This window comes from Phycisphaerales bacterium (genome assembly GCA_040221175.1).
GTDB lineage: Bacteria > Planctomycetota > Phycisphaerae > Phycisphaerales > UBA1924 > JAHCJI01.
Genome location: JAVJVK010000004.1, coordinates 918,038 through 940,658 on the forward strand (window position 1 = coordinate 918,038; position 22,621 = coordinate 940,658).

Genomic DNA, 22,621 nt, shown 5'->3' on the forward strand with positions numbered 1-22,621 from the left:
ACGCCGTCCTGCGCGTCGCGCCTTTCGAAGGGCGCGACGCGAAGGAGGCCGGGCGCGGCACGCCCGAGGCCGGGCGCGGCACTTCCTGCGCTGGTCGTGCCACGCCGTGGCAAGGGCGCATCGCATCCTGCCAAGGGCTCGCCGCGCCGTGGCAAGGGCGCATCGCATCCGGCCAAGGGCTCGCCACGCCGTGGGGCGGGCGCGGCGGGCCCCCGGCGGGACGCCGCAGGCCCATGGAAGCGTGCCGGCCGGCCCGGCCCCCGGACACGCAACGGGCCGCCCGGCGCGGGCGTACCTGTACGGTGGGTGGTCCATCACGCGGCCAGCCCCACGGGAGGACCGCCATGACCCGCCTCGCACCAGCCGCTCTAGCTCTCGCCTTCGCCGCCCCCGCCATGGCCCAGGCGATCCACATCCAAGCGGGTGTGTCCGGGGGCATCCCGATGCCCGGCGAACGATCGATCATCACCATGACCGCCAGCTTCAGCCCAATGGACTACGCCATGGCCGGCATCGGCACCGACCTGGTCATCAATGAGATCCAGGGCCGGCTCGAGAACCCACGGCTCATCGCTCCGATGGACGGGCCGGGCACCACCGCCGGCGCCGTCTCGGCTACGGGCATCGACGGCATCATCGCCGGCCAGCTCAACTTCCCGATCGCGGGCATCTACGCCGACCCGACCAATCCGATCGCCTTCTGGGCGGTCGATTGGGTGTACGAAGTCGATGATCCGAGCAACCCGGTGCTCATCGACGTGGTGACCCGGACCCGGCGCTTCGACGTGTATACCGATCGGCTGCTGGCAACCAGCGAGTTCCGCGTGGACGAGCTCGAAGAGGGCGCCCTGTTGATCGCGGTGCCGGCACCCGCGGGCTGGCTGCCGCTGCTGGCCGGCGTGCCGCTGGCTTCCCGCCGCCGGCGGTGAGCGTTCCGTTCGCACCGTACGGCCGCCTGCGGGAATCCTCGCCCCGAACAGGTTTGAAAAATTGTCTTTGCGCGCCGGTCGCCGCGTGCCGAATCGGATGTATGTTCATGCTCGGCGGTGGGTCGTGTCCCCCGCATCCGTTTCGTGCCCACGGGGCGCAGTGCGCCGGCCGGGGGTGGAGAAGCAAGAAATGAACCTCGTGAAGACCGTTGCGTGCCTGGCCCTCGTGGCGGGCGCCCCCGTTGCGTGCATGGCCCAGGCCATCGATTTCACCGTCGACGGCGACGCCCTGCCCGGGCAGACCATCACCATCAGCATGACCGCCGGCTATGGCGGCACCGACTACGCCGTGGCGGGCATCGCCACCAGCGTGCTGATCAACGAAGCCCAGGGCACCTTCAGCAACGCCCGCCTGCTGGCCCCGATGAACGGCCCGGGCACCGTGCCCGGCGTGATCGGCGCGGGCAGCATCGACGGCATCATCGCCGGGCAGCTGAACTTCCCCACCGCCGGCATCTTCGCCGACCCGACCAACCCCATCGGCTTCTGGGCGGTCGACTTCACCGTCGACGGCTCGCTGAGCGGCCCGACCATCCTGGACATCGAGTCGATGACCAGCAAGTACGACGTGTACCTGGAGCGCACCCGCGCCACCAGCCAGAGCCGCCTGGCCGAGCTCGACGAGGGCGCCCTGCAGATCGTCATCCCTGCGCCGGCCGGTGGCCTGGCCCTGCTGGGCGGCCTTGCGATGGTGGCCCGCCGCCGCCGCTAGTTCCCCCGCCGCGTGAGCCCGGCTGGCGCGGGCGCCCTGGGCGCGCCGATCGTCAGGCTCGTGCGGTCCGTTCGGCAGGTTCGTGCTTTCGACCAAGCAGCCGCTTGCACAACACGTCTACCAGCGTCCGCCCCTGGCGATACTGCTCGGGCGGCCTCCAGTAGACCTCGTGCAGCGGCCTTTGCGTGTCCGCATCGCGGCGCTTGGCCCCCCCGCTGCTGGGCGTCAGGCTCGTCAGCGAGCCGGCGATGCCCTGGAGCTTGTCCAGCACCGGCCGCGGGTCGGCCGCGAACAGGATGACGTCGGCCCCGCGCACCGCGGCGCCGCTCACGCCCGCGCTTGCCAGCGCGACGCGCAGCTCAGCCAGGCTCAGCAGGCGATCGACCTGTCCGGGCGGCTTGCCGTAGGCCTCGCTCAGGTCCTCGCGCACGGCGTTGACCTCTTCCATGCTGCTGGCCAGCGCCATGCGGCGGTACGCGGCCATGCGGCGCACGTCGCCGGGGATGTAGCTGGCGGGGATGTAGCCCTTGAGGCCGACATCCAGCGCGATGCGGCTGTGCGTGACGCTCCGCTGGCCGGTCATCTCCTGCACGGCCTGCTCGAGCAGGCGGCAGTACATGTCGTAGCCAACCACGGCGATGTGCCCGGACTGCTCGGAGCCCAGGAGATTGCCCGCGCCTCTGATCTCCAGGTCGCGCATGGCGATCTTGAAACCCGCCCCCAGCATGGCGTACTGCTCGACGGCGGCCAGGCGCTTCTTCGCCACGGCGCTCAATATCCCGTCCTCGGGCAGCAGCAGGTAGCAGTAGGCCCTTCGGCTGCTTCGACCGACGCGACCGCGCAGCTGGTGCAGGTCGGCCAGCCCGAAGTTGTCCGCGTCGGCGATGACCATCGTGTTGGCGCTGGGCTGGTCGATGCCGCTCTCGATGATGGTGGTGCTGACCAGGATGTCCGCCTCGCGGCGCACGAACCGGAGCATGACGTCCTCGAGCTCGCCGCCGGGCATCTGGCCGTGGCCGACGACGATGGTGGCCTCGGGCGCCATGCCCTGGACTTCCGCCGCTCTTGCCTTGATGTCCTTCACGCGGTTGTGCACGAAGAAGACCTGGCCCTCGCGTGCCAGCTCGCGCGCGATGGCCTGCTCGATGCGGGTCCGGTCGAAGGGCATGACCTCGGTCACCACGCTCTGCCGCTCGGCGGGGGGCGTGGTCAGGCTCGAGATGTCGCGCAGGCCGAGCATCGCCATGTGCAGCGTCCGCGGGATGGGCGTGGCGCTGAGCGTGAGCACGTCGGCCTCGGTCCGCAGCCGCAGGAGTTGTTCCTTGTGCTCGACGCCGAAGCGCTGCTCCTCGTCGATGATGACCAGGCCCAGATCGGCGAAGCGCACGTCCTTGCTGAGCAACCGATGCGTGCCGATGATGACGTCGACCTCGCCGCGGCGCAGGGCCTTGAGTGTGTCGTTGGCCTCCTTCGTCGTCTTGTAGCGTGAGACGCTCTCGACGCGGAAGGGATAGGCCGCGAAGCGCTCGCGGAACGTCCGCTCGTGCTGCTCGGCCAGCACCGTGGTGGGCACGAGCACGGCGACCTGCTTGCCGAACTCGACGGCCTTGAAGGCGGCCCGGATCGCCAGCTCGGTCTTGCCGAAGCCAACATCGCCGCAGATGAGCCGGTCCATGGGCCTCGGGCTGGCCATGTCGCGCTTGATGGCGGCGAGCGCGGCGAGCTGGTCGTCGGTTTCCTGGTAGGGGAACTCGGCCTCGAACTCTTTCTGCCACGTCGTGTCGGCGGGATACGCAATGCCCGGGCTGGCCTCGCGCGCCGCGCGCACGCGCAGCAGCTCGCCGGCCAGGTCCTTGACCGACTCAGCGACTTTTTCCTTCTGGTTCTTCCACCGCGCCCCGCCGAGTTGGCTGAGCGGTGGCGTGCCGCTGAAGCCGCCCACATACTTCTGCATCAGGTCGACCTGCGTGGCCGGCACGTGCAGGCGGGCGCGGTCCTTGAACTCGAGGGTCAGGAACTCCTCGATGTTGAAGTCGTTGGGCTTTTTCTTCTTCCTGCCCTTGGCGGCTTGCGCGATGTCCGTGCTCTTGCCCGAGCCATCGATCTCCATGAGCGTGAGCCCGACGAAGCGCGCGATGCCGTGGTCGGCGTGCACCACATGATCGCCGGGCGCGAAGTCCAGGAACGCGTCGACGGTGCGCACGCTCTTGATGCGCGCGTGCCGCCGGCGCACCGGCGCCCGGCCCAGCATCTCGTGCAGGGGCAATACCGCGATCGTCTCGGGCTGCCTCCACACGAACCCGTGCGCGATGGCCGCGTGCCAGGGCTCCAGGTTGGTGACGCCCGCCTCTTCCATGAGCTCGCCCAGGCGGCTGATCTCGCCCGGCGTGGCGCAGGGCACGAGCACCCGCGAGTTTTCTTCTACCGCCCACTTCCCGGCGGCGGCAACGACATCGATCGCGCTCTCGGCGCCAGCCCCCTTGAAGTCTGGCGGGCGCTCCACCGGCAACGCGAGTTCGTCGGCGTCGCCCGTGCTCGAGTACTGGTTCAGCTCGGCGAAGGCGTGCAGCTTCTCCTGCGCGAGCTTCACGATCTTCGTGTGCGCGATCACGCCCGACTCGGCCCTCACCCGCTCGTAATACCCGCGGCCCTGCTCGCTGACCTCCAGCGTTTCGACCAGCAGCCCGAACGCGCTCGCCGGGCAGTGCTCGACAAAGCAGACGCCCGCGCCCTGAGCCTGCTCGCCCTCCACGGCGGCCGGCAGGTCGACGGCATCCATCGTCGTGACGCTGGCCAGGCTCTGCACGTCGATTTCGGCAATGCGGTCGAGCTCGTCGCCGAAGAAGTCCAGCCGCACGGGTACGGCGGCGTCCTGATCAGTGCCCGGCGCGGCGGGGAACACGTCGACGATGCCGCCGCGCTGGGCGAACTGGCCCGGCTCGTCGACGGCGTCAACGCGGTCGTAGCCGGCCTCGCCCAGCCAGCGAACGAGTTCGCCGGGGTCGACGCGGTCGCCCTTGCTCACGCGTCGGCTCAGCCGCTCGAGCTGCGCTGCGGTCGGAGCGGGCTGCATCCACGCGTGGATCGAGCCGACGATCGCAAATGGCTCTTCCTGCTCGCCCAGTTCGCGCACGCGGCGCACCGCCGCCACCCTGCCCGCCAGGGCCCGAGCGGAGACACCATCGGGGCCCGCCTCGATGGCGGGAAGCTCAACGACCTCAAGCCCCAGCCCTTCGAGTTCGTCGGCGGCGTGCTGGGCATCTTCGACGTGGGCGTGGACGAGCACCACCGGCCGACGCAGGCGATCGCATAACGCAGCGGCCGTGAAAGAGGGCGAGGCACCGATGGCGCCGCGCGCGCGTGGCCGCCCCTTGCCGCTCAGGGCATGGGCCAGTTCGTCGAGTCCGCCGAGATCTGCAAGCAACTCGTGCAAGCGCGAGAAGATGTTAGGGCGTCATCCGCCCCCGCCCACCGGCTCGATACGAACGTACGGGCGAACCCCCTCGACGGTGGCGGGACCGATGCCGTGCACGCGGGCCAGATCCTCCACGGTTCGGAACGGTCCCGCGGTTTGCCTGCTCTCGATGATCGCCGCCGCTCTCGAGGGTCCGATGCCCGGCAGTAGTTCGAGCTGCGCGGCCGTGGCGGTATTGACGTCGATCGACATGCCGGCGTCGGCATTGGTCGGATCGACCTGCGAGATCGATGCGCCGCGATCGGGCGGTTGGGCCTGGGCCTGGCTGCTCGGCGCAGGTGCTGGCGCTGCGGCTGGCTCGATCGGCGTACCCACGCGCGGCTCGACCTGCTGAGGAACGAACACCACCGGTTGCGGCCCGGGCGTCGGTCGCGTGGCCAGGCTGTACCCCACACCCGCCAGGCCCACGCCTGAAATCAGCAACGCCGCCACCCAGCGTGCGTTCTGAGGCGTCGGCGCTGCGGCCGTCATCCGCCTGCTCCAGGTTGCGTGCCTGCCCGTACGGAGCTACGCAGGCGTCCGAGCGCTTCGAGCGCCGGGCGCGAAGCGCCGCTGGCGTCGGTCAGCCCCGCGCCGCCCGCAGTTCGGGCCGTGTCCTGGGCCACGCCCCAGCAAATGGAATGGACGTAGGGCTTCGCGGCGGCGACCGCCAGGACGCGCTCGATCCAGTCGGCCTGGGCCGCGGGGGACCAGGGCCCGTCCCACTGGCCGCTCTCGCCCTGCGTGTCCACAGGCCTGGAAGGACACGCCGCGAACGTCACCGAGATCGGCCGATCCATGGTGGCATAGCGATCGAGCATCTCGGAGAACGCCATCGCATCGCGCACGGCTGCGGCGGTGCTCTGCTCGGTCAGATCGATTCGCAGGCCGATGGCATCAACGTGCGTTCCGCTCTGGGCGATCAACTCGGCCAACAGCAGCGGAGGCAACGACCGCTTCGAGCGCGCCGCATACAGCGCAAAGGGGTCGGCGATCTCCACCTGCACGCGGGCCTGCGGCTGGAGCTTCCGCGTCACCATGGTGGCCACGCGCAGCAGGTCGGCCACCTGCTCGAAGCGCAGGGCGAGCGCACCATCGACGCCCAACGAACTGGCCAGCGTCCACCACTGCACGGTTCGGCGGTATCGCGTCACCACCTGACGCATGTGCTCGTACACCAGTTCGCGCAGCGTGTCGTAGTCGTTCTCCCAGATGAAGAGCCACTCGGGGAGCCTGCCGGGGGCCAGATCGAGTACCGGGCCGGCGACCACAGGAAGTTTGCCCTTGCGCACGGCCCACTCGATCCATCGATCGGTTGCGGCAAACTGGTACTTGCCCTCGGCCGGCTCGATCGAAGACCAGGGCATGGGCACGCTGATGAAATCGGCGACTTTCGCCAGTGCCGACTGGGCGGCGGGCTCGAAGCCCAGCGGATCGACTGCGCACCCGATCCGTGCCACGCCCGCCAGCGTCACGCTGTGTGCCTCGGGAGCCTTGACCACGGCGACCGGCTTGCCCGCCGGCCGACCGATCGACCGCTCGGCCCGCTCGATGGCGTCGTTGAACCATGAACCATCGGCGCGCGAGGCCAGGCCGCGTTTGACCGCTTCGGACACGAGCAATTCGCTGGCCTCCAGCGCGTCTCGCAACGCACGGCGAGACTTCTCGTCGGCCGCGGCGATGGCCGGATCGTCGGCCTGCAACTCATCGTTCTGCAGGCTGCGCCAGGACACCAGGGCGGCCGAGAAATCTTCGCGCGCGCGCTCGAAGGTTTGCAGGGCCGGATGCTCGGCCGAGAGCATGGCCAGGTTCCACTCTTCGAGCGCGTTGAGGAACCGCATGAGTTGCTTGCGGGCCAGTTCCAATGGCAACAGATACGGGCGATCGCGCTGGGGAAGCAGCGTCGTCGTGAGCAGGGTCGCCCGGTCGGCCTTCGAGCCACCCTCGGCGGCGCCGGCCGGGTAGAGGATCTCCAGCGAGACCGTGCCGGGGTTGTTGGGCGAGACCATGAGGACGCCCTGGTCGACCCGGATCTCGCCCGGCGCGGTGGCGCCATCGGCGGCGACGATCCCCGCGTGGGCGAGCGGCCAGCCGTCGGCCGGCTTCCCATCGCGATGCACGAAGAACTTGAGCATCCGCCAGCGTCTCTCCAAGGGGCCTGGGTCGTCGTTCCGGGCCTCGCCTCGGGCCGCACCCACTACCATACGGCCATGCCAAGCGCCGAGCCGACCCACGGGGCCACCATAGCCCGAACCCGCCTTGCCCTCCCGCTCCTGCATCGCGGCAAGGTCCGCGAGGTGTACGACCTGGGCGACCACAGGGTTGCCATCGTCGCCACCGATCGCCTCTCGGCCTTCGACGTGGTCCTGCCGACCCCGATTCCCGGTAAGGGCCGCGTGCTGACCGCCCTGTCGGCATGGTGGTTCCGGTGGCTCGAATCCCGCCGCCTTGGCCCCACCCACTTCATCAGCGATCGGCCCGATCTTCCCGCGTCGGCCTTCGACGTCGACGGAGCGACCGATCCGGCAAGCCTCCGCTGGCGCACCACCATCGCGCACCGGGGCGACATCATCAAGCTCGAGTGCGTCGTTCGAGGCTACCTGGAGGGCTCGGGCTGGAAGGACTACCGCGCGACCGGACGCGTGAGCGGCATCGAACTCCCAGACGGCCTGCGCCAGTGCGATCGGCTGCCCGAGCCCATCTTCACGCCCAGCACCAAGGCCGAGCCGCCCGAGCACGACGAGCCCATCTCGATCGAAGAGGCTTCGGCATTCCTCGGGGCCGACCTGGTGGGACAACTCCGCGAACGCTCGCTGGCGATCTACGGGGCCGCCGCCGAGCACGCGGCCGGCCGCGGCATTATCCTGGCCGACACGAAGTTCGAGTTCGCGTTCCCGCTCGATGCCTCGCGAGGCTCGCGAGAACCAATGCTCGCCGACGAGGCGCTCACCCCCGATAGCTCCCGCTTCTGGCCGGCCGATGGATACGAGCCCGGGCACGCCCAGCCGAGCTTCGACAAGCAATTCGTGCGCGAGTACCTGATGGGCCTGGTCGAGCGCGGCTCGTGGGACAAGAACGACCCCGGTCCCGAGTTGCCCGAAGACGTCGTGAAGCAGACGGCCGAGCGCTACGAGACCGCGCTGCGGCTGCTGACGACCTGACCGTCCCTACTTGAGCTCGCGCTGCAACTGATCGCCGCGCTGGCCAAACTCACGATCGAGCATGGCACGGAACGCCTGCATGCCCTGGGGCTCGGGGAACACCGAGTCGAAGCTGCGGCCCTCGACGATGGGGTTGCCCTGCTCGTCGTCGAAGATCGGCTTGAAACGCAACACGAGTTCGTCGTACGCCCACATGCGCAGCTCGGGGGGCGCGTTGTTGTAGGCGGCCTGGGCATAGTCGACGTTGAGCTGCGGAAGCAGCGAGCCGAACACCTGCCCGGCCACGAAATCGAAGCGACGGTCGAGGAACTCCATCCGCACGGTGCCAAGGCCCGATTCGCGGATCTGCTGCTCGCGGTACAGCGCGTGGTAGGTCTTGGCGTAGTCCATCGCGCGCTCGAAGACTTCGTCGTCTCCGGCGACCAGGCCCGTCAGATATGCGTCGTACAGCGAGCCGACGACTTCCTGCAGCGCGACCGACGGCGAACCGAGGCGGTCTGTAAGCTCGGCCCGCACGAATCGGTCGATGTCCTGGGCCAGCCACTGGTACCGACGATTGTCGTTCATGTTGGCGAACTCGAAGTTCGCCAGATCGTTCTTCATCTTGGTCGCCAACTCGCGGTTTCCGCGCCGGTACACGTACCGGATGGCGTCCTTCATCATGTTCTCGTATCCCGCCGCATACGAGCTGTATGCGCGGTCGTTGTCGTAGTAGCTGCGTTCGACCACGTCTGCCAGGATCTCGCCGTAGACGGGCACGAACGCGGGGTCGGGAATGCCAAGGTAGAACGGCTGGCGCTCGCCGGTGTTCAGCCGCATGCCGCTGTAATCAAAGAACAGGTTGCCCGTGCGCCAGAGCTCCTGGATGGACTGCACGACCAGGCGGTCGGTGTTGATGAAGTCGTAGTCCTTGATGTTGACCGCTTCGATGCGGGTCATGCCACCCTCGACGCCCTTCTGGCCCCAGTACAGGGCATGGGCGGCCGGATGTCGCCAATCAAGTGGTCCGTAGGCGCTGGTGTACCGCAGCATGCGTCGGGGCTCCATGTTGAAGTCTTCCAACAGCACCCTCTTGCGCGTAAACGCCAGCAGCGCCTTCCAGGCCTGCTCATACTCGGGATCATGCACCAGTTCGGTGATGGCCAGGAATCGATCGTCGGCCGAATCGCGCAGCTCGGGCCACACGGCCGACGAGCGCGCCATCCGCACGCGCGTCACGATCTTCAGGGTCTTCTGGCTGGTCGCATCGACCTCGAGGGCCGCGAGCCGGTCGACCAACTCGCCCACCTTGGGCTCGGCCTGGACCACTTCGACGAGCGTGTCCGGAGCGTTGACGATCGGGCGCAGCCAATCTTCGAACTGGGCGATTCGCGCCTCACGCGTGTAGTCGCCACCAACGCCGGAGGGGGGTGGACCGAGCAGTTCGTGCCACTCGGCGGCCAGTTGAAGCTTGTAGTACCAGTGGGCATCATCGGCAAAGGCCTGGACCTTATGGAGGAACAGCCATGCGAGTTCCTTGTGCACCACCATGTCGGTCGGGTTGTGCTTGACGCCCTCCATTCGGAGCAAGTCGATGCCCTGGCTCACCCAGTTCCACCGCTCCTGGGGTGTGTTCGTCGTGACAGAGATGTTGTACGCCATGTTCCAGGCGTGGAAGGCCCACACCTGCGGGAACCGCGGTTGCAGCCGCGTGATGGCACGGGCGAGGTCGACGGCCTCGTAGTACTTGCCCTCTTCCTTCAACTCATTGGCCCGGATCCACAGGATGTTGACGAACAGCCCGCGGAAGGCGCCCATCGCGATGCCAAGCGCCACCTGCGGCGGATCACCCTCTTCCGCACGCTCGGTGTAGGTCAGCTTGTGACGACCAGCCGAAGCCGTGAGGTCGGCCGAGACGAAACCCGAAAGGCCAAGCAGCACGAAGCAGGCCACCACGGCGATCAACTGGGTCATTCGGCCTCGTGGCATCGCTCATCGCCTCCGCATGGTTCGGGCGTCAGCACACGCCGCCCCTGTCCTACGCCGTCCGCGGTGTATCGGATCGCTACTGCCCCGAGTAAATCGCCAACTCGCGGGAGCGGAACACCAGCCACCCCAAGCCAAACAAGAGCACGCACCAGATGCCAAGCACGACCATGCCCTGGGCCAGGCTGCCCCACGAGACGTACTCGCCCTGCACCAGCTTCTCGGTGGGATTCAACTCGGCGTAGACCCTGAACACCCAGATCACGCCGGCCGAAATGAACTCGACCACCGCGAGGATGGCTGGCCCGATGCCCTCGCCGAAGAAGGGGTTGTACACCTCCAGCGATTCTTCGAGGAACAGGGCGCTCTCGGCCGCAAAGAACGCGCCGAACGCCACAAGGCAGGCCACCGGGAAGCTCAGGGCCGTCGAGGCCGCGATGGCAAGCAACGACAGGAAGGCCAGCTTGATCCACAGCACGACCACGACGCGCACGAAGTTCATGCGATACCCGCCCACGCTGTAGCTCAGTTCGAGCCCGCCGGGCGGGAAGGTGATGGTCTTCGGATTGCCCATGATGCCCATCTGGCCGTTGCTCGATTGCACAAGCGAACCATTGATGATGGTCATCTCGAGTTGACCATCCTCGTTGATGGCCAGCGGCGGGATGTCGTCGATGATCAGCGTCTGGGCCAGTCGTACCTCGCGCTCGTACTGGAAACCGCCGAAGTCGAACATGATGCGGTAGGACTCGTCGGGCAGGTTGGCTCCCGATTCCACGCGATACCGAAGCAGCAACGGCGCGTCCTGCTGGGCGGCCTTCTCCAGGCCGCCGAACACGTAGGTCTTGGCTTGTCCTGGCTCGATCGATCGCAGCCGGGCGATGTAGTTCTTGTACAGGTCGTCGCGCACCTGCGAGCGGGTCTGGGGCTCTTCCTCGGCCAGGTCCTGGAACGACTCGAGCGCTTCGCGCTGCTCGATGAACTGGTCGACGATGTTCCCGAATTCCTCGCTGTCCTTGGCCAGCGGGATGTCGATATCGCGAGCCACGCGGGCATGGAGCACCTGGTTGTGCAGGATGCGGCGGTCTTCACTCAGCGCGGCGGCCCCCAGTTCCACGCCACGGGCCACGTAGGCCTCGCGCTCACCGTCGGCCGGCTGCTGACGCAGATACTCGGCGAACAGGAAGATGCCGGCGCCGCACACCAGCAGCAGGGCCGCGTTGAGCGTCACGACGCCCAGCCACTTGCCAAGCAGGTACTTCCACACCGAGACCGGCTTGGTCATGGTCTGCCAGATGATCTTGTCTCGCTGCTCGAAGGTCAGTGTCGCGGCCGACAGCAGCAGCGTCAGGATCGCCAGCATCCAGAACGCGCCGGCCGTGCCATACTGCAGGAACGCCTGCATCCGATACCGCAGGGGCGTGCCCTCGTTGAGCAGCATGGGGACAGCGGCCAGCCCGAGGATCAGCAGCACGATGAAGACCAGCGAGACCTTCATCCGCACCGCCTCGGCCAGCACGTTCCGCGCGACGGCGAACACGGGTCCGGAGGGGATCGACAGCAACAGGCGGAGCAGTTCGAGCACCGCGACGAAGCAGAACGCCAGCGTGGCGGCTCCCGCGATGATGCGAGCCAGGGCCTCGACGGTCGGACCCGCCCGACCGTAGTACACCGCCAGCATCATGGGCCCGGACACGAGCAGCACGGCAAGGTTCAGGAGCACGTACGTCAGCCCCAGGCCCAGCCAGATGATGATGAGCGAGACGCCCAGCCCGACGCCGATGCCCACGGCGACGCCCAGCGGGCTGCGGTCCTGGGCCAGCACGCCCTGGATGATGCGTTGCTGCCGCTCGATCTGCGCGCGCAATTGCGGGTCTTCGATCTCGGAGGTATCAAAGAACTCGATCCGGTCGCTCGCGCGATCCCCCGAGCTCGACTGAGCGATGTAGACGATGCCCGCCGTGACCGCCAGCGCCAAGACCAGAACCGACGCCACGATCTTGAACCCGCGAGACTTCTGCAGGCGATCGATCCGTGCCCACAGCTTGCTCATCGCTTCGTGTCCTTGCCGGCCTTGCCATCATCCTCTTCGTCGTCATCCATGAGCGAACCGATGACGCCAAGGTCGACCTCGGGCTTGTCTTCGGTCTCCTGCGGCTGGGTCTCATCTTCGATGAGATCCTCCACCACTACTTCGTCGACGCTCTCAGGCTCGGGTTCGGGCTCGACGGGCTCTTCCTGCTCGGCCTGGGCAGGCGGCTCCTCGCGCACGAGATCGCTGATCAGCGCCTCGCCCTCGTCCTGCGGAACGCTCTGGGCGCGGAGGAACTCGGCCGTCATCCCGCCGCCCTCGGCACCGGCGGTCTCGAGTCGTTCGGCCTGCGCATCTTCGACGATCTTGAGGAACAGCTCTTCAAGCTTCTGCCGCGGGTGTGAGACCCGCTGCACCGCCTTGGCGCCCCCGGTACGGCGGCGGATAACCTCATCGATCTCCGCCAGCGTCTGTTCATCGAGCGTGTCGGCCTCGATGGTGGTCCGATCGGTCGACAGCAGCAATTGCTCGCGAGTGCCTTCCTTGCGGATTCGTCCGCCGTAGAGCACGACCATGCGATCGACCACGTCTTCGACGTCTGCCAGCAGGTGGCTGGACAGCAGCACGGTCTTGCCCCGCCGCCCGAGTTCAACGATCAGGTCCTTTACCTGCCGCGTGCCGATGGGGTCCAGGCCCGTCGTGGGCTCGTCGAGGATCAGCAGGTCGGGGTCGTTGATGAGCGCCTGGGCCAGGCCGATGCGACGCTGCATGCCCTTGGAGTACTCGCGGACCTGCCGATACTGGGCGGCCTTCAGGCCCACCATGTCCAGCAGGTCGTCGATGCGCTTCTGCCGGGTGGAGTGATCGAGCCCAAAGAGGCGGCCGTAGTAGTCCAGCGTCTCTCGCGCGTTCAGGAACGGATAGAGATAGCTCTCCTCGGGCAGGTACCCGATGCGCTTCTTGATCTGCACGTCGGTGGGCGACTTGCCGAACACGGCGACGCGGCCCTTGGTGGGCTTGAGCAGCCCGAGCAGGATCTTAATCGTCGTGCTCTTGCCCGAGCCGTTGGGGCCCAGCAATCCGAAGATCTCGTGCGGTCGGATGTCGAAGGTCACGTCCGCCACCGCGCGGGCGCGCGGCCGCATCCAGAAATCGCGGAACGTCTTGGTGAGCCCCTGCACGGCAACGACGGGTCGGGCCGATGGACTGGTGGCCTCGGGCGTTGATGCCGACTGCGGGGTTGCCATCTGGGTCATGCGATGCGTGCTCCCTGTTGCGTTCCGTGGCGGCAATCAACCGCCAAATTCGCGCATCTCGGTGTCGGTCCGGAACTCCCGGTCGCGATCGCGACGCTGGCGGCGTTCCTGGGCCTCGCGATTCAACCGCTCCTGCTCGATCTCGTTGATCATCCGACGAATCTCCGGGTCGGGATTCACCAGAAGGTTGATCGTGCCAAGCGGCAGCTTGATGACCTCCACCGTGTCCCGCGAGAGCACCGACACCATCATGCGCGACCAGTCGCTCTGCAGCACCAGGTCTGGGTTCTGGCGATACTGCGGCAGCTTCGCGTTGTACAGCGCCAGCATCAGCTTGGCCGACTGTTCCGCCTCAACCCGCTGCTGCTGGGCGGTGTTGAGGATCTGCGATACTTGGCCGCTCACCGGATAGCTCTGGATCTCGCCGTCGATCTCCACCGGTTCACCAGCGAGCAATCGGTGGATTTTGTCCAGGATCGCATCCTGCTCGGCTTCCTCGCCAAGCTCGACGGCCTGCTCGTAGCGATTGATCTGCTCGAGGATGACCTCGGCGGCCGCACCGGCGACCCGGCTGAGTTCGTTGGACGCGAAGCTCTCGGCCTGCACGCGTTGCGTCTGGCTCTGGCTCTCGGCGGTCTGCACTTCGGTGAACGCCTGCCACACGCTCAGTGGAGGCGTGCGCGTCCGCATCGACAGAGACTCAACGATGATGCCCGCATCGATGGCTTCGAGCGTTTCCTGGGCGATGCGCTGGGCTCGGCTGGCCACGCCGCCGGCAGCGCCGGTCTCGCGCAGCAGGTCGTCGATCGCCGTCGTCGAGACCGCACGGATCACGCCGCGCTGCACGGCCGTCCGGACAATGGCCTGCTCGTCTTCGGGAGTGATGTTGCTGGCAAACTCGCGGGGATCCTCGCGGCGGTACACCACCGTCCACTGCGTGTGGACGAGGTTCTGATCGCTGGTGATCAGTGCGCCATCCCGCTCGGGATCGAGCGATCGCCGCGGCGCCCGCGCCAGTTCCTCCAGCGAACGACCACGATCGCGATCATCCACGCGGAACCAGAACTCGTCTTCGAGCTGCACCGTCCGCTGGCCGGTCTGCACGCGCACGAGCTGCCCGAGCGGGTAGGGCAGCGTCCACGTGAAACCGGGCGACACCGTGTCGGCCGAGGGCCGACCGAACTGCACCTTGATGCCACGCTCGCCCGCGCTCACCGTCCGGAAGCCGCTGAAGATGTAGATGACCACCAGCCCCACGATGGCCAGTTGCAACAGCCGGTACATCGTGCGGAACGCCGCCGCCAGCGACTCGTTGGCCGCGTGCATGTCGTTGATGGCCTGCTCGCCCGAGCCGCCATCGGCGCGCAGGCGAACCGACGCCTCGCGCACGGGCGCGGCGCTGGACTGATCCTCGCGCAACTCGGGCAACATCGATTCGAGCGACGCGTCGTCCTTGCGGGGGGCGTCATCGCCGCGATCGGTCGGCTCACTCATCGCCGCGCCCCCTCGCTCCTTCGGGCTCGCCCAAGAACGTACCCATGCCGGGAATCTCGCCCGCCTCGCTCGATTCGAACAGCGACGGATCCAGCAGGTTCAAGCCGGGCGTGTCGGTCGAGAAAAGCAGCGTGGCCCGGCCGAACATCGCCTCTTCGAGCAGTTCCAGGTTCTTCAGGTAGATCGCAAGGCCCGGCACCTCGCTCATCTGTTCGAGATATCGCGCAGCCTCCTGATCGCCGCGAGCGCGAATCTGCCGGGCGCGACTCTCGGCGAACGCCAGGATCTTGGCAGCGTTGCTCTCGGCCCGCGATCGAATGGCGTCGGCCTCGCTCTGGCCGCTCTGCTGCAGCCCGGTCACGATGCGGGCGCGATCCTGGCGCATGCGCTCCAGGGCCGCCTCGGTGGTGGTCTGGGGCAGGCTCGTTCGGGCGATCCCCGCCTGCACGACCTCGATGCCGAACGACCGTTCGCCCTGGCCCTCGAGCGTCGACTTCATCTGTGCCAGCACGCGCTCTTCGAGCTCTTCCAGCCTGGAGGCTGCCTCGTTGGGCGTGAACAGTTCGGCCATCGAGTACGAGCTCAACTCGGACATCGAGCTGCGCAGCGTGTCTTCCACGAGCGTCGCGGCCGCGCGGTAGTGGTCGGCCGCCCGAGGTCCGGAGTTGCTGAACCGGCGGTAGAAAGTCCCAACCTCGTTGGGCTTGACACGCCAGATGGCAAAGGCGCCGACGATCAACTGCCGGTCATCGCGCGTCTGATAGGTCTCGATGCGCGCCTGCGACAGGCGATTGGTCGTTTCGTACTTGGTCACGCCCTCGATGGGGTAGAACCATTTGAAACGGAGGCCCGGCTCGGTGACCTCCTTGGAAACCTCACCGAAGTACGTGACCACGGCCGCTTCGGTGAAGCGCACCGTGAAGGTCATCGCGTAGACCAGCAAGACGACCACGAAGAGGATCGCCACGCCGAATGTCAAGATGAACTTGGGCATGCCAGAAAAAACTCCTGCTGCAAGGAACGCCCCGGGACGCCCCGCCTGTGCACCATCACGAATAAGTCAGCCGCCATCCGACGACGAGAAGTCGTCCTGCAGGATGCCGCCACCCTGCCGATCGTGCGTCAGGTCGACTTCCATCGACACGCCACGCCGGCCTGGCACGATCATCACACGCTTTCCATCGAGCGCGTTGAAGAAACGATCCAAATACAACTGTGCGCGGAAGTACGGGCGGTTGGCCCGGTCCGCCGCGGCCTGGCCCATGGCCAGCTGCGCTTCGCCCCACTGGCCCATGTGGCGCTCCCACCGCTGGGCCTGCGCCTCGGCGATGAGCGACGCGGCCTGCCCGCCCGCCTCGGCCAGCAGGCGGTCGATCTTGAGTTCCTGCTCGATGATTTCCGCTTCGAGTTCCTCATCAACCGTCGAGCCACGCCGGGACTGCAAGCGTCCGAGCGCATCGATCTCGGCGACGATTTCGTCGGCCAGTTCTACCGACCCGACCACGCGGGTGAGCGAGCGAATGGCTTCGGCCTGGGCCGCGTTGAGCTGCGCCTGGTACTTCTGTTCCTGCTCGACGACCTGGCCGTACTGGAGCGCTACCGAGGCCGGCGGTGCCACGCCCGAAACACCAACCGAGAGGATCCGCACGATGGGCTCGCCGTTCTGCTTGGGGTTGGCCTTGATGAACTCCTCTTCGAGGTGATCGCGGATTTCCGCGGCCATCTCCGCCCGCTTGGGCCCAAGCAATTCGTCGACCCTCGACCGCAGCAGGTATCGCATTACGACCTTCTGCGTCAGGCGATACAGCATGTCCAGGTGGTTGCCGTCCTGGGTGAACAGCTCCCACGCCTCGACATCTTCGACTGTGTAACGCACGGGCACTTCGACCCGCAGCATGCTCAGGTCCCGGCCGAACTCCACTTCCGAGCCGGCCTCCACCTCGCCCCGCGATGGCTGCACGAGCATGGTCGACTCGTTCTCGGCCATGAGATTGGTCCACAGGTATGCGTCGGTCTCGACCGCCCGTGGGGCGCTCGCACCGTCGATGTTGCGAACCGTGCTCGTCGAGTAGCCCACCAGCCGCTCCACGCGGTCCTCGTCGAACTCATACACGCCGGGCACTTCGATGCGGTCCACGGGCCAGGGCAGCTTCAAGTGCAGACCGGGCTCTACGTGCGCATCGACCACACGCCCGAATCGCGTGTGGATGCCCGTCTGATCGGGCCGCACCACCACCACGCCCGACATGCCCCACAGAACGAGCGCCGCGGCCAGGATCAGCATCCACGCGCGCCGGGTAAGCAGGCGATACATCCAGCTGCGAGATACCTCGTAGCCGAACTGGTAGTCGATCGCGCCGCTGACCGACTCGGCCACCACCTCGGGCGACGCGACCGGGCCAAGCAGGCGAGACGCAAACGGCGGGCGAAAGCCCTCGTCGGGCTTGCGCGGGCGGTAGAGCTCGAGAAGAAAGTTCAGGATCGCCTCGGCCCCGAACACCACAAGCAGGATGGGCGAGACGTACAGCATCGCACGGATCACGTCGTTGCTGCCAAGCTGATCGACCACGTGGCCCGCGCCCACGAGCAGGCCGAACACGGCCGTGCCGGCCGCGATCGTGGCGCCACCCTGCAGCGCCTGCCAGGCAGGCCGCTTGGCCATGCCCGCGGTATACCTGCTGAACATGAACCCGATCACCGCGACGGCCAGGCCCAGCGTCAGGCCCACGAGTTCATGCGGCGGGGCCACGAACTCATCGGGGTTGGCAAGTTCGCGACCGGGGCCGATCCGCAGCAGGCCAGCGAGGATGAGCGCGGCGCCAAAGACCAGCCCCACCGTCGGGACCGCGACCGTACGGATCAACTTCAGTCGCCGGCCTGCAACCCGCAGGCCGCCCTCGGCTTCCTCGAATACCGAACTCGTCGCCGCGTCGGTCGCGGCGAAGGCCTCGGCTTCCATCGCCTCGATCCGCTCTCGGCGGTGCTGGTCGTAGAGGATCAGCAGCACGATCCAGGGCACCAGGCCCACCAGCGCGAAGATCGAGCCGGTGACCGCCGTGGGCTCGTTGCCCACGATGCCGTAGATCAACAGCCCGACGCCAAACACGCTCTGGAAGATCAGGCCCAGGATGCAGTGGCTGGCCGCACGCTTGTAGGTATTGAAATCACCCGACATTCATGAAGGCTCCCGGCAAGGAATCCGCCGCGATCGGTCCGCCCGCGGGCACGTCCGAGGCGACCGGGACGCGGCGTCACCCACGCGCCCGGCCACTGACTGCCCATTCTCACGCCCCGGAGCGTCGCTTTCCACACGTCCGGGGCGAGATTCGCCCGTGCTCGCTCCGCCCCTCCCGAGGCACGCCCGACCCAGAAGCCCCAAGGGCGGGCATGCGGACGCATTGGGCAGCTACGAATCGCCGCGACCGGGGTTCGGCCCGACGCGGCAAGAAATTCGTCGCCCGACCGACCCCGCACACCCCCTGGGGCGAATCATTGCATCGCTGGAACGCCCTGAGACCACCGCAGGCGACCGTGCAAGACCGGGAGGCCCATGCTCAGCCAACTCTTCACCATTGCCCGAAACACCTTCGTCGAGAGCGTCAGGCAGCCCATCCTCCTGCTGCTGGTGCTCATCAGCGGGCTCCTGCAGGTCTTCAACACGTGGACGGCCGCATTCAGCATGGGTCGGAGCAGTTCGGCCGAGGTCTACGGTGACAATAAACTCTTGCTGGACGTAGGGTTAGCGACTATCTTCGGAGCCGGCGTCCTCATGGCGGCCTTCCTTGCCACCGCCGTTATCTCCAGCGAGATTGAACGCAAGACCATGCTCACGGTGGTCAGCAAGCCCATCTCCAGGGCCTGGGTCGTCGTCGGAAAGTACCTGGGGGTCGCGGGTGCCATCACCGGCGCCGTGGTCATCATGCTCGCCTTCCTGCTGCTGGCGATCCGCCACGGCGTGATGTCCACCGCGGGCGACAACCTCGACATGCCCGTCATCCTTTTCAGCCTCGGAGCGGTCATTGGCTCGCTCCTGCTGGCCGCCGCGGGCAATTTCATGTACGGCTGGTCCTTCAACCAGACGGCCGTGGTCGCCATGCTGCCCCTGGTGCTGCTGGCCTATCTCGGCGTCCTGCTCATTTCCAAGAAGTGGGAGTTCCAGCCCATCACATCCGACCTGCCGGTCAAGATCCTCATCGCCTGCTCGGCCATGGTGCTCGCGATCCTCGTGCTGACCGCCGTTGCCACGGCCGCCAGTACGCGGCTGGGCCAGGTCATGACCATCGTCGTCTGTGCGGGCGTCTTCCTCGGCGGTTTGCTCTCGAACTACTTCCTGGGCAGGCAAGCATTCTCCAACGACATCGTCGGCGTGGTCGACTTTGCCCAGCCCCCCGAGGTCGGCGAGAACAACCCCTCGGCCCGCGGGGCCTTCATGGAAGTCACCCTCAAGGAGCCACCGCGTATCGAGATCGAGCCGGGCGATCCGTTCTTTTATGGGCCAAACCCCAACGGCGTGGCCTTGGTGACGGGCAACTTCACGCCCTTTGCCGGAGATCCATCCGACACGCCCAGCCTGTTCGAGCCCACTACGCCCAGCGGCCTGGTCGTCCAGAGCGTGCAGGGCAAGGAACTGGTGGTCCAGAACATCGGGCGCAACCCGCTGCAGCTCTACCGAGAGCCAGAACGGGACGACTACGTGTTCATTACCCCCACCCGGGTCGAGCCGGTCTCGGCCACGCTCTGGGCGGTGATTCCGAACATGCACTATTACTGGTTGCTCGACGCGGTGACGCAGAACCGAGAGGTGCCTGCATCGCACCTGTTGAAGGTCGTGATCTATGCCCTGCTCCAGATCGCGGCCTTCTTGGCGTTGGCCATCGCGCTCTTCCAGCGACGCGACGTAGGGTAAACCCCGTCAACTCCTGCCGCGAATTTGCGTATCATTATTCTGTCAGGGCCCGACTAAACTGCTGTGTCGGGCGGCGGCCGTGGCCGCTTGCATTACACTCTCCCCCGGCCCGTTCTCGCGCCGGCACCGAACGAATCGGAGGCCTCCCATGTCATCCCTCCTTGAAGGCATCGAAGTCAACGAGTCCGGCGGCTCTTCCAAGTCTGGCGGCGGGCCCAACCCCAAGGTCATCAAGATCTCAATCGCTGTCGTGCTGTTCCTGTTGGCCGGCACGCTCATCGCCATGCAGTTCGGCATTATCCCCGCGCCCTGGGGCGGTGAGACCGTCACCAACAGCTCCGGCGAGGTCGTCGAGTACACGCCGCGCTCGGATGAAGAGGTCAAGCAGATCCAGGAACAGCTCAAGCAGGACGAGGCCGAGTTCATCCGCCGCGGCGGCACCGTCGGCGGCTCCTGAGTCCGCAGCACAGGTCGCTTCTGCATCGTCGCGCCGCCGGCGCGCACCGAGGAGGTTTCCCATGGCTTCATTGCTCGATGGCATCGACTTCGACAACGGCCGCAACCAGCCCCAGCGTTCGGGTCCGAGCGCCGCCGCGATGAAGATCGGGGCGGCCGCGGCCATGTTGCTGCTGGCCGGCGCGTTCTTTGCGATGCAGGCCGGAATCATCCCCTGGCCGTTCGGCGCCACGCAAGGACCCCAGGTCGCCCAGCGCGACACCCAGCAGTCTCAAGAAGAGGTGCGCCAGATCAACCAGAAGCTGCAGCAGCAGGTTGACGAGTTCATCGCTGGCGGCGGGCAGATCGGCACGTCGTAATCGCGGCGAGGCGACTCAGTCTTCGGCGTTGCCCGCGTCCATATCCCCAAGCTGGCGGAAGCAGGCCTCGTAGCCCAGCAGCAGGTGGGCCGCGGCTCGTGCGCTCTCTTCCGAATCCAGGGATTCGGCGGGAACGTTGAGCGGCGAACGGAACGTAAACAGCATGTCGTCGGACCTGAAGTGCTCGAACGTCGGCCGGGGCCCTTCGTAGCCCAGGTCGACCATTTCCTCTTCCAGCAGTTCATCGAGCTTGTCGCCGGTGTGAACCAGGTCCGCCTCGATCGACTCGCTCTGCCAGCGGTCGGCCATCTCGAGGGCGACCCAGACCTTGCCGTCATCCCAACGAACCCGGTAGTACGCCTCTTCGGCGGAGCCATCGGCCAGGCAGTCCAGCCTGTTGTTGATGATCTGGCACGAGGCGAAGACACCCGCCGCTTCCGCCCGCTGACGCAGGGCTTCCAGGAGCGTGCCGAAGGCGGGCGGAGCAGAGCTTGAGGTCGATCCGGATTGAGGCATGGGCCCTCCGATGGGGGTTCTCGGGTGCTGCATTGGGTCCGTTGGGGCATCGTACGCTCGACAGCGGGCGGCCTGACCGCTATGCTCACCCCGCGCCGGGTTTCCCGGCCTCGCCCCACGCCCAGGTGGCGGAACTGGCAGACGCGCTACCTTGAGGTGGTAGTCCTGGAAACAGGGTGGAGGTTCGAGTCCTCTCCTGGGCATTCCTTCCCGACCGGCGGTCCGTCCGATATCCGACGCGACCGCACAACCGGCACAACCAATCGAGATCAACCTTGGCCCTTGCCCGACCGATGGTGTGGATATCGGTCCGCCATGCCGGCGACCGAGGAGGGCCCGCTCGATGTCGCAGCCGCAGTTGACGCCGCAAACCACATCCCAGGAACTGCCCGCCATCGATGGCCGGGCCCTGGAGTCACTCGCCGCCGTCGTGTTGGAGCGGTCAGGCCTCACCCTGCCAGACGACCGCCGCAGCGAACTCTCCTCCTGGCTGAAGACGCGCATCGCGGAAGTCGGGCTCGACACCTTCGACCAGTATCTCACGCTGTTGACGGCGGGCCCGCTCCGCGGTGAAGAGTTCCAGGCCATTCTCGAACACGTCAGTCCGAGCACGGCTGCGTTCTTCGATCACGAGCGCCAGTTGAAGGCGTTCGAATCCTCGATCTTGCCCGGCTTGCTCGAGGCCCGGAAGGAAGGCCGACAACTGCGGCTGTTTTGCCCGGCCTGCGGCCGCGGCGAGACGGCTTACACGCTGGCCATGATCGTGCACCGGTGCCTGGGCGTCCGCCTCATGGACTGGTGCGTGGAGATCTATGGCTGCGACCTGAATCACGCCGCGATCGACGCTGCATCGCGTGGCGTCTACGGAAGCGAAATCGCGTCGAGCGTGCCGGAAATCGTGCGACTGCGGTACTTCACCCAGCACGGCGAGCGGTACGCTGTGAACGACGAGATCACGCAGATGCTCGGGTTCGAGGCGATCGATCTTCGCGACCGTGCCGGCATCGCCCGCCACGGCTCATGGGACGCGATCGTCTGTCGCGACACGCTCGGCCACTTCGAGCCGCAGATCCGCGAGGGTGTGCTGGGCATGTTCCACGACCTGCTGGCCGACGACGGCGTGCTGATGGTCGGCGAGTCGGAGATCCTGCCAATCGAACCGACGACGTTCACGCCGCTGCCGGACCGCGCGGCAGCCGCGTATCGCAAGGCATAAGCCCCCGAAGACCAAATGGAGCACGCCCGATCCACGTCTGGACCGGGCGTGCGGAGGACACAAGGCGCCGGGCCGCCCTTCGGCGGATGGGCACGTCTTTATCGC

The 22,621-nt window shown here is 67.0% G+C and carries 17 protein-coding genes and 1 tRNA gene; 8 read left to right on the forward strand and 10 right to left on the reverse strand.

What is annotated here, in order from left to right:
* The first annotated feature begins 344 nt into the window (after positions 1-344).
* Both RIE32_06240 and RIE32_06245 read left to right on the forward strand, forming a co-directional pair.
* Complete coding sequence (locus tag RIE32_06240) at positions 345-929, forward strand: hypothetical protein (GenBank protein ID MEQ9095847.1); 585 nt, start codon at positions 345-347, stop codon at positions 927-929.
* A 190-nt stretch (positions 930-1,119) separates the two neighbouring features.
* Positions 1,120-1,701 carry a hypothetical protein gene (locus RIE32_06245; GenBank protein ID MEQ9095848.1) on the forward strand — a complete coding sequence of 194 codons (582 nt, stop codon included), beginning with the start codon at positions 1,120-1,122 and terminating at the stop codon, positions 1,699-1,701.
* 52 nt (positions 1,702-1,753) lie between these two features.
* Here the strand turns inward: RIE32_06245 and mfd are convergent, their stop codons facing one another.
* The 3 genes from mfd to RIE32_06260 are packed head-to-tail and all read right to left on the reverse strand — an operon-like array spanning position 1,754 to position 7,290.
* A complete protein-coding gene (mfd, locus tag RIE32_06250) occupies positions 1,754-5,134 on the reverse strand; it encodes a transcription-repair coupling factor (protein ID MEQ9095849.1) in 3,381 nt (1,126 codons plus the stop codon).
* Between the two features lie 21 nt (positions 5,135-5,155).
* Positions 5,156-5,647 (reverse strand): ComEA family DNA-binding protein, encoded by a 492-nt coding sequence (locus RIE32_06255; protein MEQ9095850.1) that lies wholly within the window; start codon positions 5,645-5,647, stop codon positions 5,156-5,158.
* Positions 5,644-7,290 (reverse strand): endo-1,4-beta-xylanase, encoded by a 1,647-nt coding sequence (locus RIE32_06260; GenBank protein MEQ9095851.1) that lies wholly within the window; start codon positions 7,288-7,290, stop codon positions 5,644-5,646. Before RIE32_06260 ends, RIE32_06255 begins: the two co-directional genes overlap by 4 nt.
* 75 nt (positions 7,291-7,365) lie before the next feature.
* Here RIE32_06260 and RIE32_06265 point away from each other — a divergent pair, with 75 nt between their 5' ends.
* The gene (locus tag RIE32_06265) at positions 7,366-8,316 is read left to right on the forward strand and encodes a phosphoribosylaminoimidazolesuccinocarboxamide synthase (GenBank protein MEQ9095852.1); all 951 of its coding nucleotides are present in this window, start codon (positions 7,366-7,368) and stop codon (positions 8,314-8,316) included.
* Between the two features lie 6 nt (positions 8,317-8,322).
* On the opposite strand, the gene RIE32_06270 is transcribed toward RIE32_06265, so the two are convergent.
* The 6 genes from RIE32_06270 to RIE32_06295 form a co-directional block, all read right to left on the reverse strand.
* Positions 8,323-10,284, reverse strand: coding sequence for a hypothetical protein (locus RIE32_06270; GenBank protein MEQ9095853.1), 1,962 nt, complete (start codon positions 10,282-10,284; stop codon positions 8,323-8,325).
* A gap of 76 nt (positions 10,285-10,360) precedes the next feature.
* On the reverse strand, positions 10,361-12,334 hold the full coding sequence (locus RIE32_06275; protein MEQ9095854.1) for a hypothetical protein: 1,974 nt from the start codon (positions 12,332-12,334) through the stop codon (positions 10,361-10,363).
* The gene (locus RIE32_06280) at positions 12,331-13,569 is read right to left on the reverse strand and encodes an ABC transporter ATP-binding protein (protein MEQ9095855.1); all 1,239 of its coding nucleotides are present in this window, start codon (positions 13,567-13,569) and stop codon (positions 12,331-12,333) included. The genes RIE32_06275 and RIE32_06280 overlap by 4 nt, the downstream gene beginning before the upstream one ends.
* Before the next feature lie 36 nt (positions 13,570-13,605).
* Positions 13,606-15,063, reverse strand: coding sequence for an SPFH domain-containing protein (locus tag RIE32_06285; GenBank protein MEQ9095856.1), 1,458 nt, complete (start codon positions 15,061-15,063; stop codon positions 13,606-13,608).
* A complete protein-coding gene (locus RIE32_06290) occupies positions 15,056-16,057 on the reverse strand; it encodes an SPFH domain-containing protein (GenBank protein ID MEQ9095857.1) in 1,002 nt (333 codons plus the stop codon). The genes RIE32_06285 and RIE32_06290 overlap by 8 nt, the downstream gene beginning before the upstream one ends.
* 66 nt (positions 16,058-16,123) lie before the next feature.
* Positions 16,124-18,238, reverse strand: coding sequence for an SPFH domain-containing protein (locus RIE32_06295; GenBank protein ID MEQ9095858.1), 2,115 nt, complete (start codon positions 18,236-18,238; stop codon positions 16,124-16,126).
* A gap of 375 nt (positions 18,239-18,613) precedes the next feature.
* Between RIE32_06295 and RIE32_06300 the strand changes: the two genes are divergently transcribed.
* The 3 genes from RIE32_06300 (at position 18,614) to RIE32_06310 (ending at position 20,784) form a co-directional block, all read left to right on the forward strand.
* The gene (locus tag RIE32_06300) at positions 18,614-19,969 is read left to right on the forward strand and encodes an ABC transporter permease subunit (protein ID MEQ9095859.1); all 1,356 of its coding nucleotides are present in this window, start codon (positions 18,614-18,616) and stop codon (positions 19,967-19,969) included.
* 148 nt (positions 19,970-20,117) lie between these two features.
* Positions 20,118-20,426, forward strand: a complete 309-nt coding sequence (locus tag RIE32_06305; protein ID MEQ9095860.1) for a hypothetical protein — start codon at positions 20,118-20,120, stop codon at positions 20,424-20,426.
* A 61-nt stretch (positions 20,427-20,487) separates the two neighbouring features.
* The gene (locus RIE32_06310; protein MEQ9095861.1) at positions 20,488-20,784 is read left to right on the forward strand and encodes a hypothetical protein; all 297 of its coding nucleotides are present in this window, start codon (positions 20,488-20,490) and stop codon (positions 20,782-20,784) included.
* A 15-nt stretch (positions 20,785-20,799) separates the two neighbouring features.
* Here the strand turns inward: RIE32_06310 and RIE32_06315 are convergent, their stop codons facing one another.
* Entirely contained in the window at positions 20,800-21,300 is a 501-nt protein-coding gene (locus RIE32_06315; protein ID MEQ9095862.1) for a hypothetical protein, read from the reverse strand.
* A gap of 119 nt (positions 21,301-21,419) precedes the next feature.
* Here RIE32_06315 and RIE32_06320 point away from each other — a divergent pair.
* Positions 21,420-21,503, forward strand: a tRNA-Leu gene (locus RIE32_06320).
* Positions 21,504-21,643: 140 nt separating this feature from the next.
* Positions 21,644-22,516 (forward strand): CheR family methyltransferase, encoded by an 873-nt coding sequence (locus RIE32_06325; protein MEQ9095863.1) that lies wholly within the window; start codon positions 21,644-21,646, stop codon positions 22,514-22,516.
* The last annotated feature ends 105 nt before the right edge of the window (positions 22,517-22,621 follow it).

What these genes read in the sequence shown, in the direction of transcription:
- RIE32_06275 (MEQ9095854.1), bottom strand. Translation starts at nt 12,334, where the DNA reads ATGAGCAAGCTGTGGGCACGGATCGATCGCCTGCAGAAGTCTCGCGGG.
- RIE32_06260 (MEQ9095851.1), bottom strand. Translation starts at nt 7,290, where the DNA reads ATGCTCAAGTTCTTCGTGCATCGCGATGGGAAGCCGGCCGACGGCTGG.
- RIE32_06300 (MEQ9095859.1), top strand. Translation starts at nt 18,614, where the DNA reads ATGCTCAGCCAACTCTTCACCATTGCCCGAAACACCTTCGTCGAGAGC.
- RIE32_06285 (MEQ9095856.1), bottom strand. Translation starts at nt 15,063, where the DNA reads ATGAGTGAGCCGACCGATCGCGGCGATGACGCCCCCCGCAAGGACGAC.
- RIE32_06315 (MEQ9095862.1), bottom strand. Translation starts at nt 21,300, where the DNA reads ATGCCTCAATCCGGATCGACCTCAAGCTCTGCTCCGCCCGCCTTCGGC.
- RIE32_06280 (MEQ9095855.1), bottom strand. Translation starts at nt 13,569, where the DNA reads ATGACCCAGATGGCAACCCCGCAGTCGGCATCAACGCCCGAGGCCACC.
- RIE32_06290 (MEQ9095857.1), bottom strand. Translation starts at nt 16,057, where the DNA reads ATGCCCAAGTTCATCTTGACATTCGGCGTGGCGATCCTCTTCGTGGTC.
- RIE32_06295 (MEQ9095858.1), bottom strand. Translation starts at nt 18,238, where the DNA reads ATGTCGGGTGATTTCAATACCTACAAGCGTGCGGCCAGCCACTGCATC.
- RIE32_06270 (MEQ9095853.1), bottom strand. Translation starts at nt 10,284, where the DNA reads ATGCCACGAGGCCGAATGACCCAGTTGATCGCCGTGGTGGCCTGCTTC.
- RIE32_06245 (MEQ9095848.1), top strand. Translation starts at nt 1,120, where the DNA reads ATGAACCTCGTGAAGACCGTTGCGTGCCTGGCCCTCGTGGCGGGCGCC.
- RIE32_06325 (MEQ9095863.1), top strand. Translation starts at nt 21,644, where the DNA reads ATGTCGCAGCCGCAGTTGACGCCGCAAACCACATCCCAGGAACTGCCC.
- RIE32_06240 (MEQ9095847.1), top strand. Translation starts at nt 345, where the DNA reads ATGACCCGCCTCGCACCAGCCGCTCTAGCTCTCGCCTTCGCCGCCCCC.
- RIE32_06255 (MEQ9095850.1), bottom strand. Translation starts at nt 5,647, where the DNA reads ATGACGGCCGCAGCGCCGACGCCTCAGAACGCACGCTGGGTGGCGGCG.
- RIE32_06265 (MEQ9095852.1), top strand. Translation starts at nt 7,366, where the DNA reads ATGCCAAGCGCCGAGCCGACCCACGGGGCCACCATAGCCCGAACCCGC.
- RIE32_06310 (MEQ9095861.1), top strand. Translation starts at nt 20,488, where the DNA reads ATGGCTTCATTGCTCGATGGCATCGACTTCGACAACGGCCGCAACCAG.
- RIE32_06305 (MEQ9095860.1), top strand. Translation starts at nt 20,118, where the DNA reads ATGTCATCCCTCCTTGAAGGCATCGAAGTCAACGAGTCCGGCGGCTCT.